The following is a 16,650-nucleotide window of genomic DNA, read 5'->3' on the forward strand; positions in this document are numbered from 1 at the left end:
ACGGGACTCTAGCGCCGTGGTGACACTCATGGCGACAGGCTATGCACTAGTGAATATCTATTCGAGGAGAATGTGTGAAGCCGAGTAGACGCCGGGTGATCATCGACACCGATGCCAAGAACGAGGCCGATGACCAGTTCGCGATCGTGCACGGGCTGTTGTCGCCGACCTTCGACGTCCGCGGTCTGATTCCCGCGCACTTCGGCACCCACCGGTCGGACCGGAGCATGGAGGAGTCCCGCGAGGAGATCGACCTGCTGCTGGACCTGCTCGACCTGACCGGCAAGGTCACGGTCGCGAACGGCGCACCGACCGGCATCCCCGACGAGCACACGCCCAGAGATTCCGACGGCGCCCGGCTGATCATCGAGGAGTCGAAGCTGGCCGGCGAGGACGACCCGCTGTTCGTGTCGTTCCTCGGCCCGCTCACCGACATGGCGTCGGCGATCCTCCTCGACCCGGAACTCCCGAAACGCAACGTGATCGTGGTCTGGATCGGCGGTCGCGGTTACAACGGCTACGCGGCCGATCACCGGATGGAGTTCAACCTGTCGAACGACGTCCACGCCGCGAACGTGGTGTTCGGGTCCGGGATCACCGTCTGGCAGGTCCCGAGCGACGTCTACACCAAGGTTTCGGTCAGCTACGCAGAGCTCGAGGAGAAGATCGGCGACGCCGGCCCGCTCGGCAAGTACCTGATCGAGCAGTTGATCGAGTGGAACGCGAAGTACCACGGCGAGCCGATCGAGTCCCGCTCCCTCGGCGACTCGCCTGCGATCTCCCTGATGCTCTACCCGCACAGCGGCAACTTCCGGACTCGTCCGGCGCCGCGCTTCGGTGTCGACGGCTGGTACCTGCCCGGCACCGACAACCCCATCCAGGTCTGCGAGCAGGTCGACGTGCGCTTCCTGCTGGAGGACATGTTCGCCAAGATCCGCCGTTTCGCCCGCCAAAGGAGCAACTCATGAGCACGTCGTACACCCGCCGTGGTTTCCTCGGCCTCACGTCCGCCGCCGCGCTCGGCGCCGGTCTGTCCGCCTGTACCGGCGGTGGTACGTCGACCGGCGGCGGAGCCACCGAGGCGGCCTCGAACAACCTGCGGCTGTTCACCTACGAGGACGACTCGACGATCGGCCTGCTGAAGGCGCAGATCAAGAAGTTCGACGAGCAGAACGGGACCACGACCACCGTGGACAGCCTGCCCGGTTCGGGCGCGGCGGTATACCCGGACAAGCTGCGGACCGAGCTGCTCGGCGGCAAGGGTCCGGACGTCTGGCGGATCTGGGGCGGTCAGATCGGTGCGCCGTTCGCGAAGGCGAAGCAGGCACTCGACCTGAGCAAGTACTACGACAAGTACGGCTGGGACTCGAAGATCAACACCAAGGCGATCGGCGGGATGACGTTCGACGGCGTGAAGTCCGGCGTACCGTTCATCTCGCTCGGGATCGGTGCCTGGTACAACAAGTCGCTGTTCGCGAAGGCCGGGATCGCCGCGGCGCCGAAGACGTACGCCGAGCTCGAGGCCGCGAACGACAAGCTGGTCGCGGTCGGCGTGACGCCGTGCGGGCTGGGCGGCAAGTACGGGTGGGACATCATGCGCCTGTTCGAGTACCTGCTCGAGCACACCGCCGGACCGGACCTGCACGACAAGCTGCTGACCGGCGCCGAGAGCTGGGACCGGCCCGAGGTGGTCGAGGCGTTCACGCTGTTCAAGAAGTGGCAGGACAAGAAGTGGCTGCCGCAGGGCGCGCTCGCGCTGGACCCGTCCGATGTCGAGCCGTGGTACGTGCAGGGCAAGACCGCGTACACGATCACCGGTCCGTGGACCGAGGCCGCCGCGATCCTGGCGGCGAAGAAGAGCTCGTCCGCGTTCGGCAACTTCGAGCTGCCGACCGACAAGACCCCTGCCCGGCACTCGGGCTTCGTCGAGGGCTACATGATCAACGCCCGCAGCGGGAACGCCGACAAGGCCGCCGCGCTGATCGACTTCATCGTGCAGCCGGCCAGCCAGAAGGCGATGAACATCACCGCCTCGACGGTCAAGGGTGCCGAGCCGGACCCGAAGGCGCTGCCGCTGGCCGCGGAGTGGGCGCAGAAGTACTCAGGCAACCCGTTCTACACGATCCAGGACCAGGCGTTCCCGAAGAAGCAGGCCGACCAGTACTTCAGCGTGCAGAGCGACCTGCTGCAGGGCTCGGTCAAGCCGGACGCGGCGGCGAAGAAGATGCAGGAGATCGTCTCCGCCTGGGCGAAGAGCTGACCTGTGGCGGGAACAGTCGCAGTAAAACAGGTGAAGCGTGGTGGCCGGTGGTCGCCGTGGTTGTTCGCCATCCCCGCTCTGGCGGTGTACGTCGCGTTCCTGGTGTACCCGGCGTTGTCGTCACTGTTCTTCAGCCTGACCAACTGGGACGGCCTGAGCGCAACCTACAAGTTCGTTGGCCTGAGCAACTACTTCAAGCTGCCGCACGACCCGGTGGTGGTGACCGCGGTCAAGAACAACCTGATCTGGACCGTGGTCACGATCGCGGTCCCGACCGTGATCGGCCTGCTGCTGGCGATCGCGCTGAACGGCAAGGTGCACGGCAAGCCGATCCTCCGGCTGGTGTTCTACACGCCGGCTGTGCTCCCGCTGGTGTCGATCGCGAGCATCTGGGGCTGGTTGTACAACCCGCAGTACGGCGCCATCAACTCGCTCTTGCGGGCGATCGGACTGGACGGGCTGGCGCAGCCGTGGCTCGGGCAGGACTCGACCGCGCTGTGGGCCGTGATGATCCCGGCGATCTGGTTGCGTACCGGCTTCCCGATGTTGCTCTACTTGGCCGCGCTGCAAGGGATTCCGAACGAGTTGTACGAGGCGGCGACCGTCGACGGTGCGTCGAAGTGGCAGCAGTTCTGGCACGTGACGATGCCGAGCCTGCGGCCGGCGCACTACATCGTGCTCGCGCTGTCGCTGATCGACTCGTTCAAGGTCTTCGACATGATCTACGCGATGACGTACGGCGGCCCCGGTACGTCGACGCAGGTGATGGGTACGTGGATGTACTTCAACGTCTTCCAGTACTACCAGGCCGGCTACGGCACCGCGATCGCCGTCGTCATCACCCTGGTCGCGATCGCCGTAGGCATCCCCTACGTCCGCTCCCAAACAAGGGAGGCCTCATGACCCTCACAGCCCAAGCCCCGGTAGAACTACCTGTCGATGCAACCAAATCCGGCAGTTCTGGGCCCAAGGGACGTCGCGGTCTGGTGACGACTTTCGTCCTGGCAGTGGTCGCACTCTTCTGGATCTCACCGCTCGCACTACTGGTGATCACCGCCGTACGCCCGCTCGCGGACTTCATCGGCAACGGCCCACTCTCCTGGCCTGCTCAGTTGACGTGGAGCAACTTCAAAGACGCCTGGGACATCGGCAACTTCGCCACGACCTACCGCAACAGCGCGATCCTCGCCGCGATCAAGGTCCCGGTCGGCGTCCTGGTCTCCGCGATGCTCGGCTTCGCACTGGCCAAGCTCCGGATGAAGTTCCGCCGGACGGTGATGTTCTCGGTGTTCCTCGGGCTGACCATCCCGATCTACATCACGATCGTCCCGGTCTTCATCATGATGCGTCAGGCCGGGCTGACCGACAGCATCTTCGGGCTGATCGGGCCGTACCTGGCGTTCGGCATCCCGTTCGAGGTGCTCGTACTGCAGTCGTTCTTCCGGCAGATCCCGGACGAGATCATCGAGGCCGCGAAGGTGGACGGCGCCGGCGACTGGCGGGTGTTCTTCACGATGATCCTGCCGCTGTCCGTACCGGCGCTGGTGACGGTGGCGATCCTGGACGCGGTCGCGACCTGGAACGAGTTCCTGTTCGCGCTGATCCTGCTGAACTCGGACGCGCACAAGACCATCCCGGTCGGCCTGCTGAACTTCCAGGGGCAGTTCGCCAACAACAACACCGGGCTCGCGGCAGGCATCCTGATCGCAGTGGTGCCGATCCTGATCGCCTACACACTCCTGCAGCGCTGGATCGTCGGCGGCCTCACCGCCGGCTCGCTCAAAGGTTAGGAAACGATATGACTGACATGCCGGTCTTCGGTGCGGGTATCTGGCACTTCGCGACGTACAAGGACCGCTACGCCACCGACGGGTACGGCGAACCCGTCGGGCTGCTCGAGCAGATCGACCGGGCGGGAGCCGTCGGCGACCTGTCGGTGGTCGACCTGAACTGGCCGTTCGCGGGGTACGACGGGACGCTCGACGACGTCAAGGCCGCGCTGCAGCGGAACAACCTGAAGGCGATCGCGATCACGCCGGAGATCTACACCAAGGACTTCGTCAAGGGCTCGTTCACCAACCCGGACCCCGGCGTCCGCAAGCAGGCGCTGGAACTGTTGCACCAGGCAACCGAGCTGGCGAAGGACCTGGGCTGCTCGTACGTCAAGCTGTGGCCCGGCCAGGACGGCTGGGACTACCCGTTCCAGGTGAACTACCACGACATCTGGAACCTGGCGCTGGACGGGCTCAAGGAGTTGGTGTCGGCGCACCCGGACATCAACTTCGTGATCGAGTACAAGCCGCGCGAGCCGCGGGTGAAGATCATCTTCCCGAACGTCGCGCGGACCCTGCTCGGGATCGAGAAGATCGGCCTGCCGAACCTGGGCATCCTGCTCGACTTCGGGCACTCGCTGTACGGCCAGGAGACGCCGGCCGACGCGGCGCAGCTGGCGATCGACTACAACCGGCTGTTCGCGATCGACGTCAACGACAACATGAAGGGCTGGGACGACGACATGGTCGTCGGCTCGGTGCACCTGGTCGAGACGTTCGAGTTCTTCCACACGCTGCGCCGGAACAACTGGGAGGGCGTCTGGCAGCTCGACCAGTTCCCGTTCCGCGAGGACAGCGTGCAGGCCGCCAAGCAAGCGATCACGTTCCTGAAGGCGGTCCACCACGCCCTCGACGTACTGGACGACGAGGCACTCGCCGCGGCGCAGGCGTCGCACGACGCGTTGGCGGCCCAGAAGCTGGTGCAGAAGGTCCTGCTGAGTTCGATGGCGGAGATCGTATGACGCTGACAGTCGAGCACACGACGATGCCGGTGCTCGGGCGACTGCCGGCCCACAGCAGTCGCACCGAGCAGATCGCGCACATCGCCGAGGCCGCGAAGCAGATCCGGATCCAGGACCTCAAACTGGTCCACCACGCCGGCGCCGGCCACATCGGCGGCGACTTCTCCGCGATCGACATCCTGGCCACGCTGTACGGCGCGGTGCTCGACATCTCGCCGGAGACGGTGCACGACCCCGAGCGGGACCGCTTCATCCTGAGCAAAGGCCACGTCGCCGGGGCTCTCTACACCACGCTGGCGGCCTTCGGCTTCCTGCCGGTCGACGAGCTCGCGACGTTCCTGAAGCCGCTGTCCGCGCTGAACGGGCACCCGAACCGGAACAAGGTCGCCGGTGTCGAGGCGAACACCGGCCCACTCGGTCACGGTCTCCCGGTCGCGGTCGGGCACGCGCTGTCGGCGAAGCTCGATGTCTCGTTGCGGCGTACGTACGTCCTGGTCGGCGACGGCGAGCTGCAGGAGGGCTCGAACTGGGAGGCGATGATGGCGGCCTCGCAGTACCAGCTGGACCGGCTGACCGTGATCGTCGACCGGAACCGGCTGCAGCAGGGCGCGACCACCAAGGAGACCAACGACCTCGATCCGCTGCCGGAGAAGGCGGCCGCTTTCGGGTTCGCGGTGGTCGAGGTGAACGGTCACGACCACGGGGAGCTGCTCGACGTACTGTCCGCGGTCCCGTTCCGGCCGGGCAAGCCGACGTTCGTGATCGCGCACACCCACAAGGGGCACCCGATCTCGTTCATGAGCAACAACGTCGCCTGGCACCACCGGGTACCCGATGCCGCTGAGTTCGCCCAAGCCCTGAAGGAGTTGGCATGACCGTCACCGACAGACCCTCGATCGCGGACCAGCCGCGGTACGACTGCCGGGACGCGTACGTCGAGACGCTCGCCGAGCTGGCCGAGGCCGATCACCGGATCGTTGGCGTGGTCAACGACTCGGTCGGATCGAGCAAGCTGAACAGCTTCCGCAAGGCCTTCCCGGACCGGCTGATCAACGTCGGGATCGCCGAGCAGGACATGGTCGGCGTCGCGTCCGGACTCGCCAACGGCGGCCGGATCCCGTTCGTGTCGGCGGCGTCCTGCTTCCTCACCGCCCGCGCGCTCGAGCAGATCAAGGCCGACGTCGCGTACTCGAACACGAACGTGAAGCTCTGCGGGATGAGCCCCGGCGTCGCGTACGGCGAACTCGGGCCGACGCACCACTCGATCGAGGACATCGCCTGGCTGCGGGCGATCGCGAACATGACCGTGATCGTGCCGGCCGACCCGATCGAGACCGCGGCTGCGCTGCGCTGGGCGGCCGACGTGGACGGACCGGTGTTCATCCGGGTCAGCCGGATGAGCGTGCCGAAGGTGTACGCCGAGGACTACTCGTTCGAGCTCGGCAAGGCGATCACGGTCCGCGACGGCAACGACGTGACGCTGATCAGCAACGGGACCGTGCTGTGGCGGGCGCTGGCCGCGGCCGAACAGCTCTCCGCGGAAGGGATTTCCGCGCGGGTGCTGTCGATGCCGACGGTGAAGCCCTTGGACACCGAGGCAGTGGTTGCGGCCGCGCGGGAGACGGCCGGCATCGTGACCGCGGAGGAAGCGGTGGCGGCCGGCGGTCTCGGCGGCGCGGTGGCCGAGACCGTCGTACAGCAGCATCCGGCCCGGGTGACGATCCTCGGGTTTCCCGAGTTCGCGCCGACCGGGTCGGCCGGCTACCTGCTGGACCGGTACGGGCTGTCCGCGGACGGCATCGCCGACGCCGCCCGCAAGCTCGTCACGACAGGTAGCTGACCAGATCGGCGATCGAGACCATGGCGAAGCCGTGAGCGTCGGCGAAGGCGCGCAGGTCCGGCCCGGTCATCAGCGTGCCGTCGTCGTTCATCAGTTCGCCGATCACGCCGACCGGCGGCAGGCCCGCCAGCCGGACGAGTTCGACAGTGGCCTCGGTGTGGCCGGGGCGCTGCCGGACGCCGCCGTCGACCGCCCGCAGCGGGAGGATGTGGCCGGGCCGGATCAGGTCCGCGCGCTGCGCCGAGGGATCGGCCAGTACGCGAACCGTCCGGGCCCGGTCCGCGGCGGAGATGCCGGTACCGACGCCGGTCGCCGCGTCCACCGAGACGGTGTACGCCGTACGCAGGCTGTCCTGGTTGTCCGGCACCATCAGCGGCAGCTCGAGCCGGTCCAGGACCTCGGCCGCCGCCGGTGCGCAGACGTAGCCGCTGGTGTGGCGGACGAGCAGGGCCATCAGTTCGGGGGTCGCGAGGGACGCGGCGAAGGTCAGGTCGCCTTCGTTCTCACGGTCCTCGTCGTCGACGACCACGACGGGTCGGCCGGCGGCGAGCTCGGCGACGGCGTGTTCGATGGTGTCCAGGCTGGTAAGGGTGCTCACGATCGTTGTCCTCTCGGGCAGTGCAACCGATTGGCACTCCGGGGGCAACGACAAACCTCACGCCCCTCGCTTCAAAGGGACGTGCGGTTGCCACGTGCGTCTTCCCATCCGGACTTTCACCGTCGGTCCCGGAGTTCCACCAGGTCAACCGCTCCTTCTTGCGAAGTCACGGGTCGCGGACTGTCACCGCCGGCTCGGAATTTCACCGACCCCAGAGCACGTGTGTTCTTCTCTTGCTCAGCTTAACGGCAACCAGCACCCCAGGAGTGTCATGTCCATCTCATCCGTCTGGCACCAGATCGAACTCCCGGCAACGTCCGACTGGGTCCACTTCGAACACGAGTCCGGCCTGGCGCTCCGGCGGCCCACCTTCCGGGACGGCGCCGGGAGAAAGGTGCGGTTTGCGGGACCGCTTGCTGGACGGTGGCGGTGGGTGGACGGGGACGCGGCGGGTGAGTTCGAGGTGCAGGCTGCCGCCGCGGGGGAGAGCAATCCGTTCTACGCACACGGATTCTGGAAGATGTCGGCCGGTGGGCGGAGTCTCGTGCATGCGGACGGTACGCCAGCGGTGATGGTGGCCGACACGGCCTGGGCGCTCCCGTGGCGTGCCACCCCCGACCAAGTACGTGAGTACGCCGCCGACCGACAGTCCAAGGGCTTCAACGCAGTCCTGCTGATGACGGTGCAACCGGACATGCGAGCTGTCGGTCCGCGTGACCGCACGGAAGACGAGGGGTTCGCGGTCGCGTTCGAAGACCTGTCCGACGGTCACCTCAACCAGATGAACTTCGAGTACTTCCAGTACCTCGACGACCTGCTCCGGACCCTGGTGGAGCACGGCATTGTCCCGGTACTGCAGCCCGTCTTCCACGGCTTCGGCTGGAAGGGCCTCGACGTCGCGGGCACCGTCGTACCGCCGGAGGAGTACGCCGCCTACTGCCGCTACCTCGTCGCCCGGTACGGAGCCCAGCCGGCGATCTACCTGGTCGGAGGCGACGGCGCCGGCACCGAGCCGCAGGTCGCAGCCGGTGGCGTCGAAGTACACGAAACCGACTGCTACAACCAACCGACAGGTATCCACTACCGCCCGCACATCCGCGCCGCCGCCCACCAGGACGCGGACTGGCTCGACTTCCAGTGGTGCCAGACCGGCCACACCGGTGAACATGTCCCCGAGCGCGTCGCCGACATGTGGCGCAACCACCCGGTAAAGGCAGTGGCCAACGGCGAACCGACGTACGAGCACACCGGCCGCACCGGCGTCGCGGAGGGCTGGTGGCAGGGCCACGAGGCGTGGAGCAATCTGTGCGCGGGCGGCACGATGGGCGTCGTCTACGGCGCCGGCAGCCTCTGGCAGTGGCGCCTGCATCCCGAGGAGCCGGGCCATTCGGACTTCTTCCTGGCGCCCGGCGCGGGCTGGCGCGAGGCCGTCGCCTTCGAGGGTTCCTCGTACGTCGGCATGCTCGGCAAGATCCTGGCCGGCCTGCCCACCACCGACATGGAGCCGGACTGGACGCGGGTGATCTCCGGCCGCGCGCTGAGTACGAAGGACGGCGGCCTGATCGTGTACCGCGAGAACGGCGGCCCGGTGATGGTCTTCGACGACACGGTGCCGCTGGCGTACACGATCGTCGATCCGCGGGACGGCTCGGTGGTGGCGACCGGGAAGCGGGACACACCGGACAGTCCATTGCCGGACGCAGGTGGCGCACCGAGGGTCTACATCTGCCTATAGTCCAGTTTGATCGTCTTGAGAGGGGTGTCGTGAACAGCAACCGCGCGGTGCGCCGGCCTGGGCTGGACGAGCTGCGGCTGCTCGCGAAGGTGGCGCGGATGTACCACGAGAAGGGCATCCGCCAGCCGCAGATCGCCGCCGAGCTGAACCTGTCCCAGGCGCGGGTCTCGCGGATGCTCAAGCAGGCCGTCGAGGTCGGCATCGTGCACACCGTGGTGACGATGCCGAGCGGCGTACACAGCGACCTCGAGGACGAGTTGCAGGGCCGGTACGGGCTGCGCGACGCGGTCGTCGTGGACAGCGCCGGCGACGAGGTACTGCCCGCGCTCGGCTCGGGCGCGGCGGCGTACCTGGACATGACGCTCACCGGCGGGCACGTGGTCGGCATCTCGTCCTGGAGCGAGACGCTGATCTCGGCCGTCGACCGGATGCCGCGCAAGAGCGTCCCGGTGGTGGACAAGGTGGTGCAGATCGTCGGCGGTCTGGGCGACGCCGCGGTGCAGATGCAGGCCACCCGGTTGACCGCGCGGTTCGCGGAGCTGACCGGTGGGATGCCGGTCTACCTGCCCGCGCCCGGTCTGGTCGGCACCCCCGCGGTCCGCCGGGCGATGATGAGCGACGTGTCGGTTCGGGACGTTCTGGGCACGTGGGGACAACTCACCGACGCCCTGGTCGGGATCGGCAGCCTGGAGCCGTCGCCGCTGCTGCAGCGCAGCGGCAACGCGGTCGCGGAGGCGGATCAGGACGAGCTACGCCGGCTCGGGGCTGTCGGGGACGTGTGTTTCCGGTTCTTCGACGAAGAGGGAAAGCTCGTGCGTTCGACGTTCGACCAACGGGTCATCGGGGTGACCGCGAAGGAGCTGCTGGCGGTGCCGCGCCGGATCGGCGTGGCCGGCGGCGAGCGGAAGTACTCCGCGATCCGCGCCGCCCTCCTCGGCGGCTGGGTGAACATCCTGATCACCGACCTCGCAATGGCCCACCGGCTTCTCGATGCAGCCTGAGGAACAACGGGAGGTCTACTCGACCATCGACCTGGCGTTGCGGGTCGGTGAGGTGCTGCTGTCGAGTGGCGCGGGTACGGCGGACGCGACCGCGACGATCCTCGGTGTGACCGCGGCCGGCGGGTTGCGCGGGTGCGAGGTCGACATCACGTTCACGTCGATGGCCGTCTCGTACCAGGCCGCGCCCGACGTCGCGCCCGAGACGCACATCCGCCTGGTCCGGTACCGCTCGCAGGACTTCTCCCGGCTGACCGACGTCGATCGGCTCGTACGGCGCTTCGCCCGCGGCGAGCTGACCCGCGAGGAGGCGTCGCGCGAGCTGGCCCGGCTGACGTCGGCGGGTCCGCCGTACCCGCGGTGGAGTGCGGTACTGGCGTGGGGCGTGATGGCCGGTGGCGCGACGTTGCTGCTCGGCGGTGGCTGGCTGATCACGCTCGTCGCGGTGCTGACCGCGGTCGTGATCGACCTGAACAACCGGTGGTTCAACCGGCAGCGGCTGCCCGCGTTCTACCAGCAGGTCGCCGGCGCGTTCGTCGCGACCGCGGTCGCGCTGGTGCTGTACGCCGTGCACGCGCCGGTGAAACCGTCCCTGGTAGTTGCCGCCGGCATCATCATGTTGCTGGCCGGGATCGCCCTCACCGGTGCGGTCCAGGACGCGATCACCGGGTACTACGTGACCGCCGCGGCCCGCAGCCTCGAAGCGATGCTGCTCACCGGCGGGATCATCGCGGGCGTCTCGCTCGGCCTCGCGCTGGGGCTGCGACTCGGTCTGAAGGTCGGCATCGAGCCGCAGACGATCCAGCTGGCGAACCTCCCGGTGATGGTGATCTCCGGCGCGGTGATGGCGGTCGCGTTCGCGTACGCGTCGTACGCGCCGCTACGCGCGCTGTTGCCGGTCGCGGTGATGGGTGCGCTGGCCTCGTTGATCTTCACGTTGATGACGCGGGCGTCGTTCGGTCCGGCCTGGTCCACCGCAGCCGCCGCGTTCGTCGTCGGTCTCGGCGGGTACTCGGGTGGCCGGCGGACCGGCGTACCGCCGCTGGTCGTGGTGGTCGCCGGCTCGATCCCGCTGCTGCCGGGACTGACGATCTACAAGGGGCTCTACGAACTGACCGCGGGCGGTCAACTGATCGGCATCGTCAGCCTCACCACCGCGGTCGCGATCGGTGTCGCGCTCGCGTCCGGGCTGATTCTCGGTGAGTACGTCGCGCAGCCGATCCGTCGCGAGGCCCGCCGCCTCGAGGACCGCCTGGCCGGACCCCGCCTGGTCGGTCCGCGACGCCCGGTACGCCGCCGTACCGGCCGCACCCGGCGGCGACGCCGGGCGGCCTAGCCGATCGCCCGACGACGGGCTCTGGCTTGACCTGAGTTATCCGTCTGGGTAACTTTTACTCATGCGGATAAAACAGGACGGTGATCGCGCGCGGAGTACCGCGGCGCGCCGCGACCAGATCGTCGCGGCGACGATCACCGTGCTCGCCCGGCGCGGGTACGGCGCGACGTCGTACGAGGCGATCTGCGAAGAGGCCGCGCTGAGCAGCAAGCGGCTGATCTCGTACCACTTCTCGACCAAGGACGAGCTGCTCGCCGAGGTCCTCCGCCGCGTCACCACCGACGCGGCGGAGCGGATGCGCCCGGCGATCGACGCGGAACCGCGGCCGGACGGGAAGTTGGCGGCGTACATCCGCTCCAACCTCCAGTTCATCGCGGACCACCCGGAACACGTCCGCGCGGTCCAGCAGATCGTCTTCGCCGCCGTCCCCACCGAAGAGGCGGACGCGGCCGTCGCCCGTCTGGCTGTGCTGTTCGAGGAAGGTCAACGCGCGGGAACCTTCCGTACGTTCGACCCGACGCTGATGGCGTACACGCTACGAGCGGCGATCGACGCCGCGGCCGACCGCTTGATCGCCGGCGCCGATCCCACCCACTACGCCGACGAACTCACGGAGATGTTCCACCGGGCGACGCGGAGCGACCGATGAGCCGCAGCGAGCGGACCCCCGCTCACGCAGCCGGCGTTGCGCGCCGAGCTGCGGGGAAGGGTGCGATGGCCGACCGACCTGACCCGGTCGGCGGGAAGCCGAAGGCTCGGTGGGCGGCTGTGCTGGCGCCGGTGCTGGTGGATCTGGTGGTGCCGTTGGTGATCTTTTACGGGTTACGGCGGGCCGGAGTCGGTGTGGTGGGGGCGACGCTGGCGGGGTCGGTGATTCCGGTGGTGCGGACGGTGTACTCGATTGTCCGCGGGCGGAAGGTCGACTGGATGGCCGTGTTCGTGATCGTTGCGCTGGCGGTCGGGACGATCGCGTCGTTGGCGATGCACAGTCCGCGGATGTTGCTCGCGAAGGACGGGGTGATCACCGCACTGTGCGGCCTGTGGATGCTCGGCACAGTTGCTCTGGGCAAACCGTTGCTGTTGGCAATGGGGCGCCGGATCGCGGAGGCCAAGCGGGGCAAGGGTGGCGGCGAGGTGTGGGCCGGCCGGTGGGAGCGGGAGCCGCGGTTCCGGCATGGGATCCGGCTGATCACGATCGTCTGGGGCGTCGGCCTGGTGTTCGACGCGGTGGTCCGCGTGGTGATCGCGTGCGCCCTTCCGCTCGATGCGGTGCCCGGCGCCACGACGGTGCAGTGGATCGTGTTGTTCGTACTCCTCTACAGCTTCATGATGATCTACTCCCGCAAGAACGACCTGCTCGCATGACCGTCCTCGTCGATTTTCGGCCACCGGATGACCCCGGCCGGTTCCAGCCGTTAGAGTTACCGACTGGAAACATCGCTCGGCCCGCCTGGGCCGGCGCGGTCCGAAGTGGGGGCCGACGAGGAGGATCGACGTGGCACTGGGTAGGACGTCCCCGCGGGACCTGCCGCTGTTCGCGGATCTGTCCGGACGGGACATCAGAGACATCTTCAAGGCCGGCGAGGAGGTTTCGGTACCGGCCGGCTGGTCGCTGATCCTGGAGCAGACACCGCCGGACGCGGCATACCTGATCCTGAGCGGTACCGCCGCGGTCCGGGAGAAGGGCCAGGAGATCGCCGAGCTCGGGCCGGGCGACATCGCCGGCGAGGTCGCGGTCCGGAAGAACACGTTGCGGACGGCAACCGTCACGGCGAAGTCGCGGCTGCAGCTGCTGCACTTCACCCGGGAGAAGTTCGACGACCTGACCCGGCGGCTGCCCGCGTTCCGGGACGCCATCGACGCCACCATTGCCGAGCGCCGCGGTGGCTCCTGAACCTGATCTCGCGGCGGTCCAGCGCGAGTTCGAGCGGACCCTGCTCGGCGGCGAGCGGAAGTTCACCCGGGTCCAGGTGTCCGAGCGGGCCGGGATCTCGATCCAGCGCGCCGAGCGGATGTGGCACGCACTCGGGTTCGCGACCGTGCCGGACGACGAGGTGGCGTTCACCGACGACGACGTCGAGGCGTTGCGGCTGGTCGCGGCGCTCGAGGACGACGGGTTCATCGAGCCCGAGATGGAGTCCTCGCTGGCCCGCAAGCTCGGTCAGACGCAGTCCCGGCTGGCGTCCTGGCAGTCCGCGATGTTCCTGGAGTTCCTCGGCAGCTCGAAGCTGTCCGCGGACGAGGCGATCGAGGTGGCGGGCCTGCTGCTGCCGGCGATGGAACGCCTGCAGACGTACGTCTGGCGCCGTCACCTGGCCGCGGCCGCCGGTCGCGCGGTGGCGGGCTCCGACGAGCTGGCGCGCGGTGTCCGGGCCGTCGGCTTCGCGGACATCGTCAGCTACACCCGGCTCACCCGGCGGCTGACCGAGGCCGAGCTCGGCGAGCTGATCGAGCGGTTCGAGGGAATGGCCGCCGACGTGGTCGCGCTGAACGGCGGCCGGGTGATCAAGTCGATCGGCGACGAGGTGCTGTTCGTCACCGACACCCCCGCGCAGGCCGCCGCGGTCGCGCTGGCGCTGCAGGACGCGGTGAGCGCCGACGAGGACCTGCCCGAGCTGCGGATCGGGCTCGCGTACGGGACGATCCTGATCCGGCTCGGCGACGTGTACGGCGAGGTCGTCAACCTGGCCGCCCGGCTCACCACCGAGTGCAAACCCGGCCGCGTCCTCGCCGACCGCGAACTCGCCGCCGCCCTGGACGGCAACCCGGAGTTCGTCATCCACCGTCTCCGCCGGGTCGCGGTCCGCGGCTACCGCCACCTCGTGCCGTACGCGATCCAACGAGGACATAGCGTTTGATCCGTGCGGGAGATCAGGATGCCGGCCGAGTTGGCGCTGGTGAGTGAGGGCGACTCGATCATCGAATGGGCGGCGCAGGGGTTCACCACGGGGGCGCGCGCCTGGCGTGACGGGGCTGCGGTGGCGGTCGCCTCACCGGACGTGTCGAAGCACGACCGGCTCGCGGTTGCCGGCTCGATCGAGGACGCCGTACGCCTGGTGACCGGCGTACTGCCCGAGGTCGGTCCGTCGTACCGGCCGTTCGGGGACGAGGGGTTGATCCGCGCGCTGGCGGAACGTGTGCCGGGGTTGCGGTTCTCGGCGGCGTTCGGGTGGATGGACGCGGACCAGGTACCGGACGTGACCGCGAGCGCGGCCTGGCTCGACGGGGACGGCGGCGTGGAGGAGTTGCTGGCCGAGGCGTCGCCGTCGTCGTACGCGTGGCCCGGGCGTCCCGGCGTACGTCGGTGGGCCGCGCTGACGGGCGATCGCGATGAGCTGCTGAGCGTCGCGGCCGACGCCTGGAGCGCGCCGACGATCGGCTTCCTCGCCGGTGTCGCCACGCATCCCGTTGCCCGAGGCAAGGGGTTGTCGCGGCGGGTGTCCGGGTTCGTGACGGCGGAACTGGTGAAGAGCTACGGGCGGGCCGCGTTGATGGTCGACGGGAACAACCCGGCGGCGATCGCGGTCTACCGGCGGCTCGGGTACACCTACCGCGAGGTGGCGGCGGCTAGCGCGTCGGCTTGACCGTCGGCTTGGGAGTCGGCTTGGGCGTCGGTGTAGGAGTCGGGCTGGGCGTCGTCGCGATCGCCGACGGTGCGGCGAACGGCGCCTCGGTGGTGTCCTTGCAGTTCCTCGAGTCGGTGACGACGCCGTTCTCGTCCGGCTTGATCGTCGGCAGCGGGAACAGGTTGGTCGTACTTCCGTGTTGCCCCGGCTTGAACGCCTCCGCGCAGTCCAGCCGGTCCAGGTCGATGGGGTTTCCGTCCTGGTCGAACAGTCGGACGTCGACCTGCTTGCCCTGGGCATCGAACGGGTAGATGTTCGTCACCGTCGAACCGTTCAGCTGCAACCCGTTCCGCGGCGGGTTGTACGCCGAGCTGCCGCCGTACCGGTTCTGGTAGTGGTTCAGGAACCCGAACGACGCGCCCATGTACGCGGCCGCGAGGAACGCCGGCACCGCGACGGTGGCGACCACGTTCAGCGGTACGACGTACCACAGCCAGCGGGCGTCCTGCTGGGTCCGGCGGCCGATCCAGATCGACACCGCGGCACCCGCGAACGCCCCGACGACGGTGACCGCCGGCGCCCCGAACAGCGCGAAGAACCCGCCTGCGCCGATCATCCCGCGCGCCACCCACCAGATCGGCTGGCCGATCGTCACCAGTTCGTGCCGGATGTTCGGCGGGATCTGGTCGATCCACCCGCGCAGCGCGGCCGCGGACCGCGCGCCGTTGCGGGTCTCGAGGACGATCCGCGGATCGTTGCCGCGGAGCGCCTGGATGCCGAGGAACGCGGCGACGAACAAGATGCCGAACCCGAGGACGCCGAAGAACGACGTCTCCCGCCACGACCACGCGAAGATCCCGACCGCGATGAAGAACGGACCGACCGTGGCCGCGATCAGGCCCCAGCGCAACGCGCCCCATCCGGCGGTCAGCCGATCCTGATGCGTCTGTCCGGCCGGCCCGGTGCGCGGCGGGTATCCAGCCGCGGTGCGCAACTGGTCGGCGTACTGCCGCGGCGTACCCAGGCGGTCCTGCAGGTCGCTGATCGTCGGTTCGGCGCCGAACTCGGACGCGACCTCGCTCAGGTGGCCGCCGGCGTCCTGCAGTACGTCCTCCAGTTCGCCCGGCGGCAGGTCGCTGAGCTCGGCGCGCAGTTGCGCGAGGTAGATCGCCGGCGCCCCGGTGTTCACGCGGCCTCCTTTTGCACCAGCAGGCCTGACATGGCGCCGGCGAAGTGGGTCCAGGTCTCGGTGGAGCGGGCCAGCAGTTCACGGCCGGTCTTGTTCAGCCCGTAGTACTTGCGGTGCGGGCCTTCCTCGCTCGGTTGCACGTACGACGTCAGCGCGCCGGCCTGGAACAGCCGCCGCAGCGTCCCGTACACGGACGCGTCCGCCACGTCCTCGAGGCCCGCGGCGCGCAGCCGGCGGAGTACGTCGTACCCGTAGCCGTCCGCGTCCCGCAGGACCGCCAGCACGGCGAGATCGAGTACGCCTTTCAGCAACTGGGTCGTGTCCACGGCAGAAC

General features: G+C 68.6%; 18 protein-coding genes and 1 riboswitch. Of the genes, 15 read left to right on the plus strand and 3 right to left on the minus strand.

What is annotated here, in order from left to right:
• Positions 1–74: 74 nt before the first annotated feature.
• The 7 genes from ACFYRU_RS12570 (at position 75) to ACFYRU_RS12600 (ending at position 6,894) form a co-directional block, all read left to right on the plus strand.
• Positions 75–968 carry a nucleoside hydrolase gene (locus ACFYRU_RS12570; RefSeq protein ID WP_387656782.1) on the plus strand — a complete coding sequence of 298 codons (894 nt, stop codon included), beginning with the start codon at positions 75–77 and terminating at the stop codon, positions 966–968.
• Positions 965–2,260: an ABC transporter substrate-binding protein gene (locus ACFYRU_RS12575; RefSeq protein WP_387656785.1), complete on the plus strand. Its 1,296-nt coding sequence runs from the start codon at positions 965–967 to the stop codon at positions 2,258–2,260. The genes ACFYRU_RS12570 and ACFYRU_RS12575 overlap by 4 nt, the downstream gene beginning before the upstream one ends.
• A 3-nt stretch (positions 2,261–2,263) precedes the next feature.
• A complete protein-coding gene (locus ACFYRU_RS12580) occupies positions 2,264–3,163 on the plus strand; it encodes a carbohydrate ABC transporter permease (RefSeq protein ID WP_387656787.1) in 900 nt (299 codons plus the stop codon).
• An 83-nt stretch (positions 3,164–3,246) separates the two neighbouring features.
• Positions 3,247–4,050 (plus strand): carbohydrate ABC transporter permease, encoded by an 804-nt coding sequence (locus ACFYRU_RS12585; RefSeq protein WP_387656790.1) that lies wholly within the window; start codon positions 3,247–3,249, stop codon positions 4,048–4,050.
• Between the two features lie 8 nt (positions 4,051–4,058).
• Entirely contained in the window at positions 4,059–5,054 is a 996-nt protein-coding gene (locus ACFYRU_RS12590) for a sugar phosphate isomerase/epimerase family protein (protein WP_387656792.1), read from the plus strand.
• Positions 5,051–5,929 (plus strand): transketolase, encoded by an 879-nt coding sequence (locus ACFYRU_RS12595; protein WP_387656795.1) that lies wholly within the window; start codon positions 5,051–5,053, stop codon positions 5,927–5,929. The genes ACFYRU_RS12590 and ACFYRU_RS12595 overlap by 4 nt, the downstream gene beginning before the upstream one ends.
• Positions 5,926–6,894, plus strand: a complete 969-nt coding sequence (locus ACFYRU_RS12600) for a transketolase family protein (RefSeq protein WP_387656798.1) — start codon at positions 5,926–5,928, stop codon at positions 6,892–6,894. Before ACFYRU_RS12595 ends, ACFYRU_RS12600 begins: the two co-directional genes overlap by 4 nt.
• Here the strand turns inward: ACFYRU_RS12600 and ribB are convergent.
• Positions 6,878–7,492, minus strand: a complete 615-nt coding sequence (gene ribB, locus ACFYRU_RS12605; protein ID WP_387656801.1) for a 3,4-dihydroxy-2-butanone-4-phosphate synthase — start codon at positions 7,490–7,492, stop codon at positions 6,878–6,880. The genes ACFYRU_RS12600 and ribB overlap by 17 nt on opposite strands.
• A gap of 90 nt (positions 7,493–7,582) precedes the next feature.
• Positions 7,583–7,716, minus strand: a riboswitch (FMN riboswitch).
• A 47-nt stretch (positions 7,717–7,763) separates the two neighbouring features.
• Here ribB and ACFYRU_RS12610 point away from each other — a divergent pair.
• The 8 genes from ACFYRU_RS12610 (at position 7,764) to ACFYRU_RS12645 (ending at position 15,145) form a co-directional block, all read left to right on the plus strand.
• Positions 7,764–9,227, plus strand: coding sequence for a DUF4038 domain-containing protein (locus ACFYRU_RS12610; RefSeq protein WP_387656803.1), 1,464 nt, complete (start codon positions 7,764–7,766; stop codon positions 9,225–9,227).
• A 29-nt stretch (positions 9,228–9,256) separates the two neighbouring features.
• Positions 9,257–10,228, plus strand: a complete 972-nt coding sequence (locus ACFYRU_RS12615; protein ID WP_387656806.1) for a sugar-binding transcriptional regulator — start codon at positions 9,257–9,259, stop codon at positions 10,226–10,228.
• Positions 10,218–11,561 (plus strand): threonine/serine exporter ThrE family protein, encoded by a 1,344-nt coding sequence (locus tag ACFYRU_RS12620; protein WP_387656809.1) that lies wholly within the window; start codon positions 10,218–10,220, stop codon positions 11,559–11,561. Before ACFYRU_RS12615 ends, ACFYRU_RS12620 begins: the two co-directional genes overlap by 11 nt.
• Before the next feature lie 61 nt (positions 11,562–11,622).
• On the plus strand, positions 11,623–12,210 hold the full coding sequence (locus ACFYRU_RS12625) for a TetR/AcrR family transcriptional regulator (protein WP_387656811.1): 588 nt from the start codon (positions 11,623–11,625) through the stop codon (positions 12,208–12,210).
• 65 nt (positions 12,211–12,275) lie between these two features.
• Positions 12,276–12,926, plus strand: coding sequence for a VC0807 family protein (locus tag ACFYRU_RS12630; protein ID WP_387656814.1), 651 nt, complete (start codon positions 12,276–12,278; stop codon positions 12,924–12,926).
• A gap of 130 nt (positions 12,927–13,056) precedes the next feature.
• Positions 13,057–13,455: a cyclic nucleotide-binding domain-containing protein gene (locus tag ACFYRU_RS12635; protein ID WP_387656817.1), complete on the plus strand. Its 399-nt coding sequence runs from the start codon at positions 13,057–13,059 to the stop codon at positions 13,453–13,455.
• Positions 13,445–14,419, plus strand: coding sequence for an adenylate/guanylate cyclase domain-containing protein (locus tag ACFYRU_RS12640; protein WP_387656820.1), 975 nt, complete (start codon positions 13,445–13,447; stop codon positions 14,417–14,419). Before ACFYRU_RS12635 ends, ACFYRU_RS12640 begins: the two co-directional genes overlap by 11 nt.
• A 3-nt stretch (positions 14,420–14,422) precedes the next feature.
• Complete coding sequence (locus ACFYRU_RS12645; protein ID WP_387656822.1) at positions 14,423–15,145, plus strand: GNAT family N-acetyltransferase; 723 nt, start codon at positions 14,423–14,425, stop codon at positions 15,143–15,145.
• Here the strand turns inward: ACFYRU_RS12645 and ACFYRU_RS12650 are convergent.
• Both ACFYRU_RS12650 and ACFYRU_RS12655 read right to left on the minus strand, forming a co-directional pair.
• The gene (locus tag ACFYRU_RS12650) at positions 15,129–16,316 is read right to left on the minus strand and encodes an HAAS signaling domain-containing protein (protein WP_387656825.1); all 1,188 of its coding nucleotides are present in this window, start codon (positions 16,314–16,316) and stop codon (positions 15,129–15,131) included. The genes ACFYRU_RS12645 and ACFYRU_RS12650 overlap by 17 nt on opposite strands.
• Positions 16,313–16,642: a PadR family transcriptional regulator gene (locus tag ACFYRU_RS12655; RefSeq protein WP_387656828.1), complete on the minus strand. Its 330-nt coding sequence runs from the start codon at positions 16,640–16,642 to the stop codon at positions 16,313–16,315. The genes ACFYRU_RS12650 and ACFYRU_RS12655 overlap by 4 nt, the downstream gene beginning before the upstream one ends.
• Positions 16,643–16,650 lie beyond the last annotated feature (8 nt).

Source organism: Kribbella sp. NPDC004536 (assembly GCF_042873835.1).
Lineage (GTDB): Bacteria > Actinomycetota > Actinomycetes > Propionibacteriales > Kribbellaceae > Kribbella.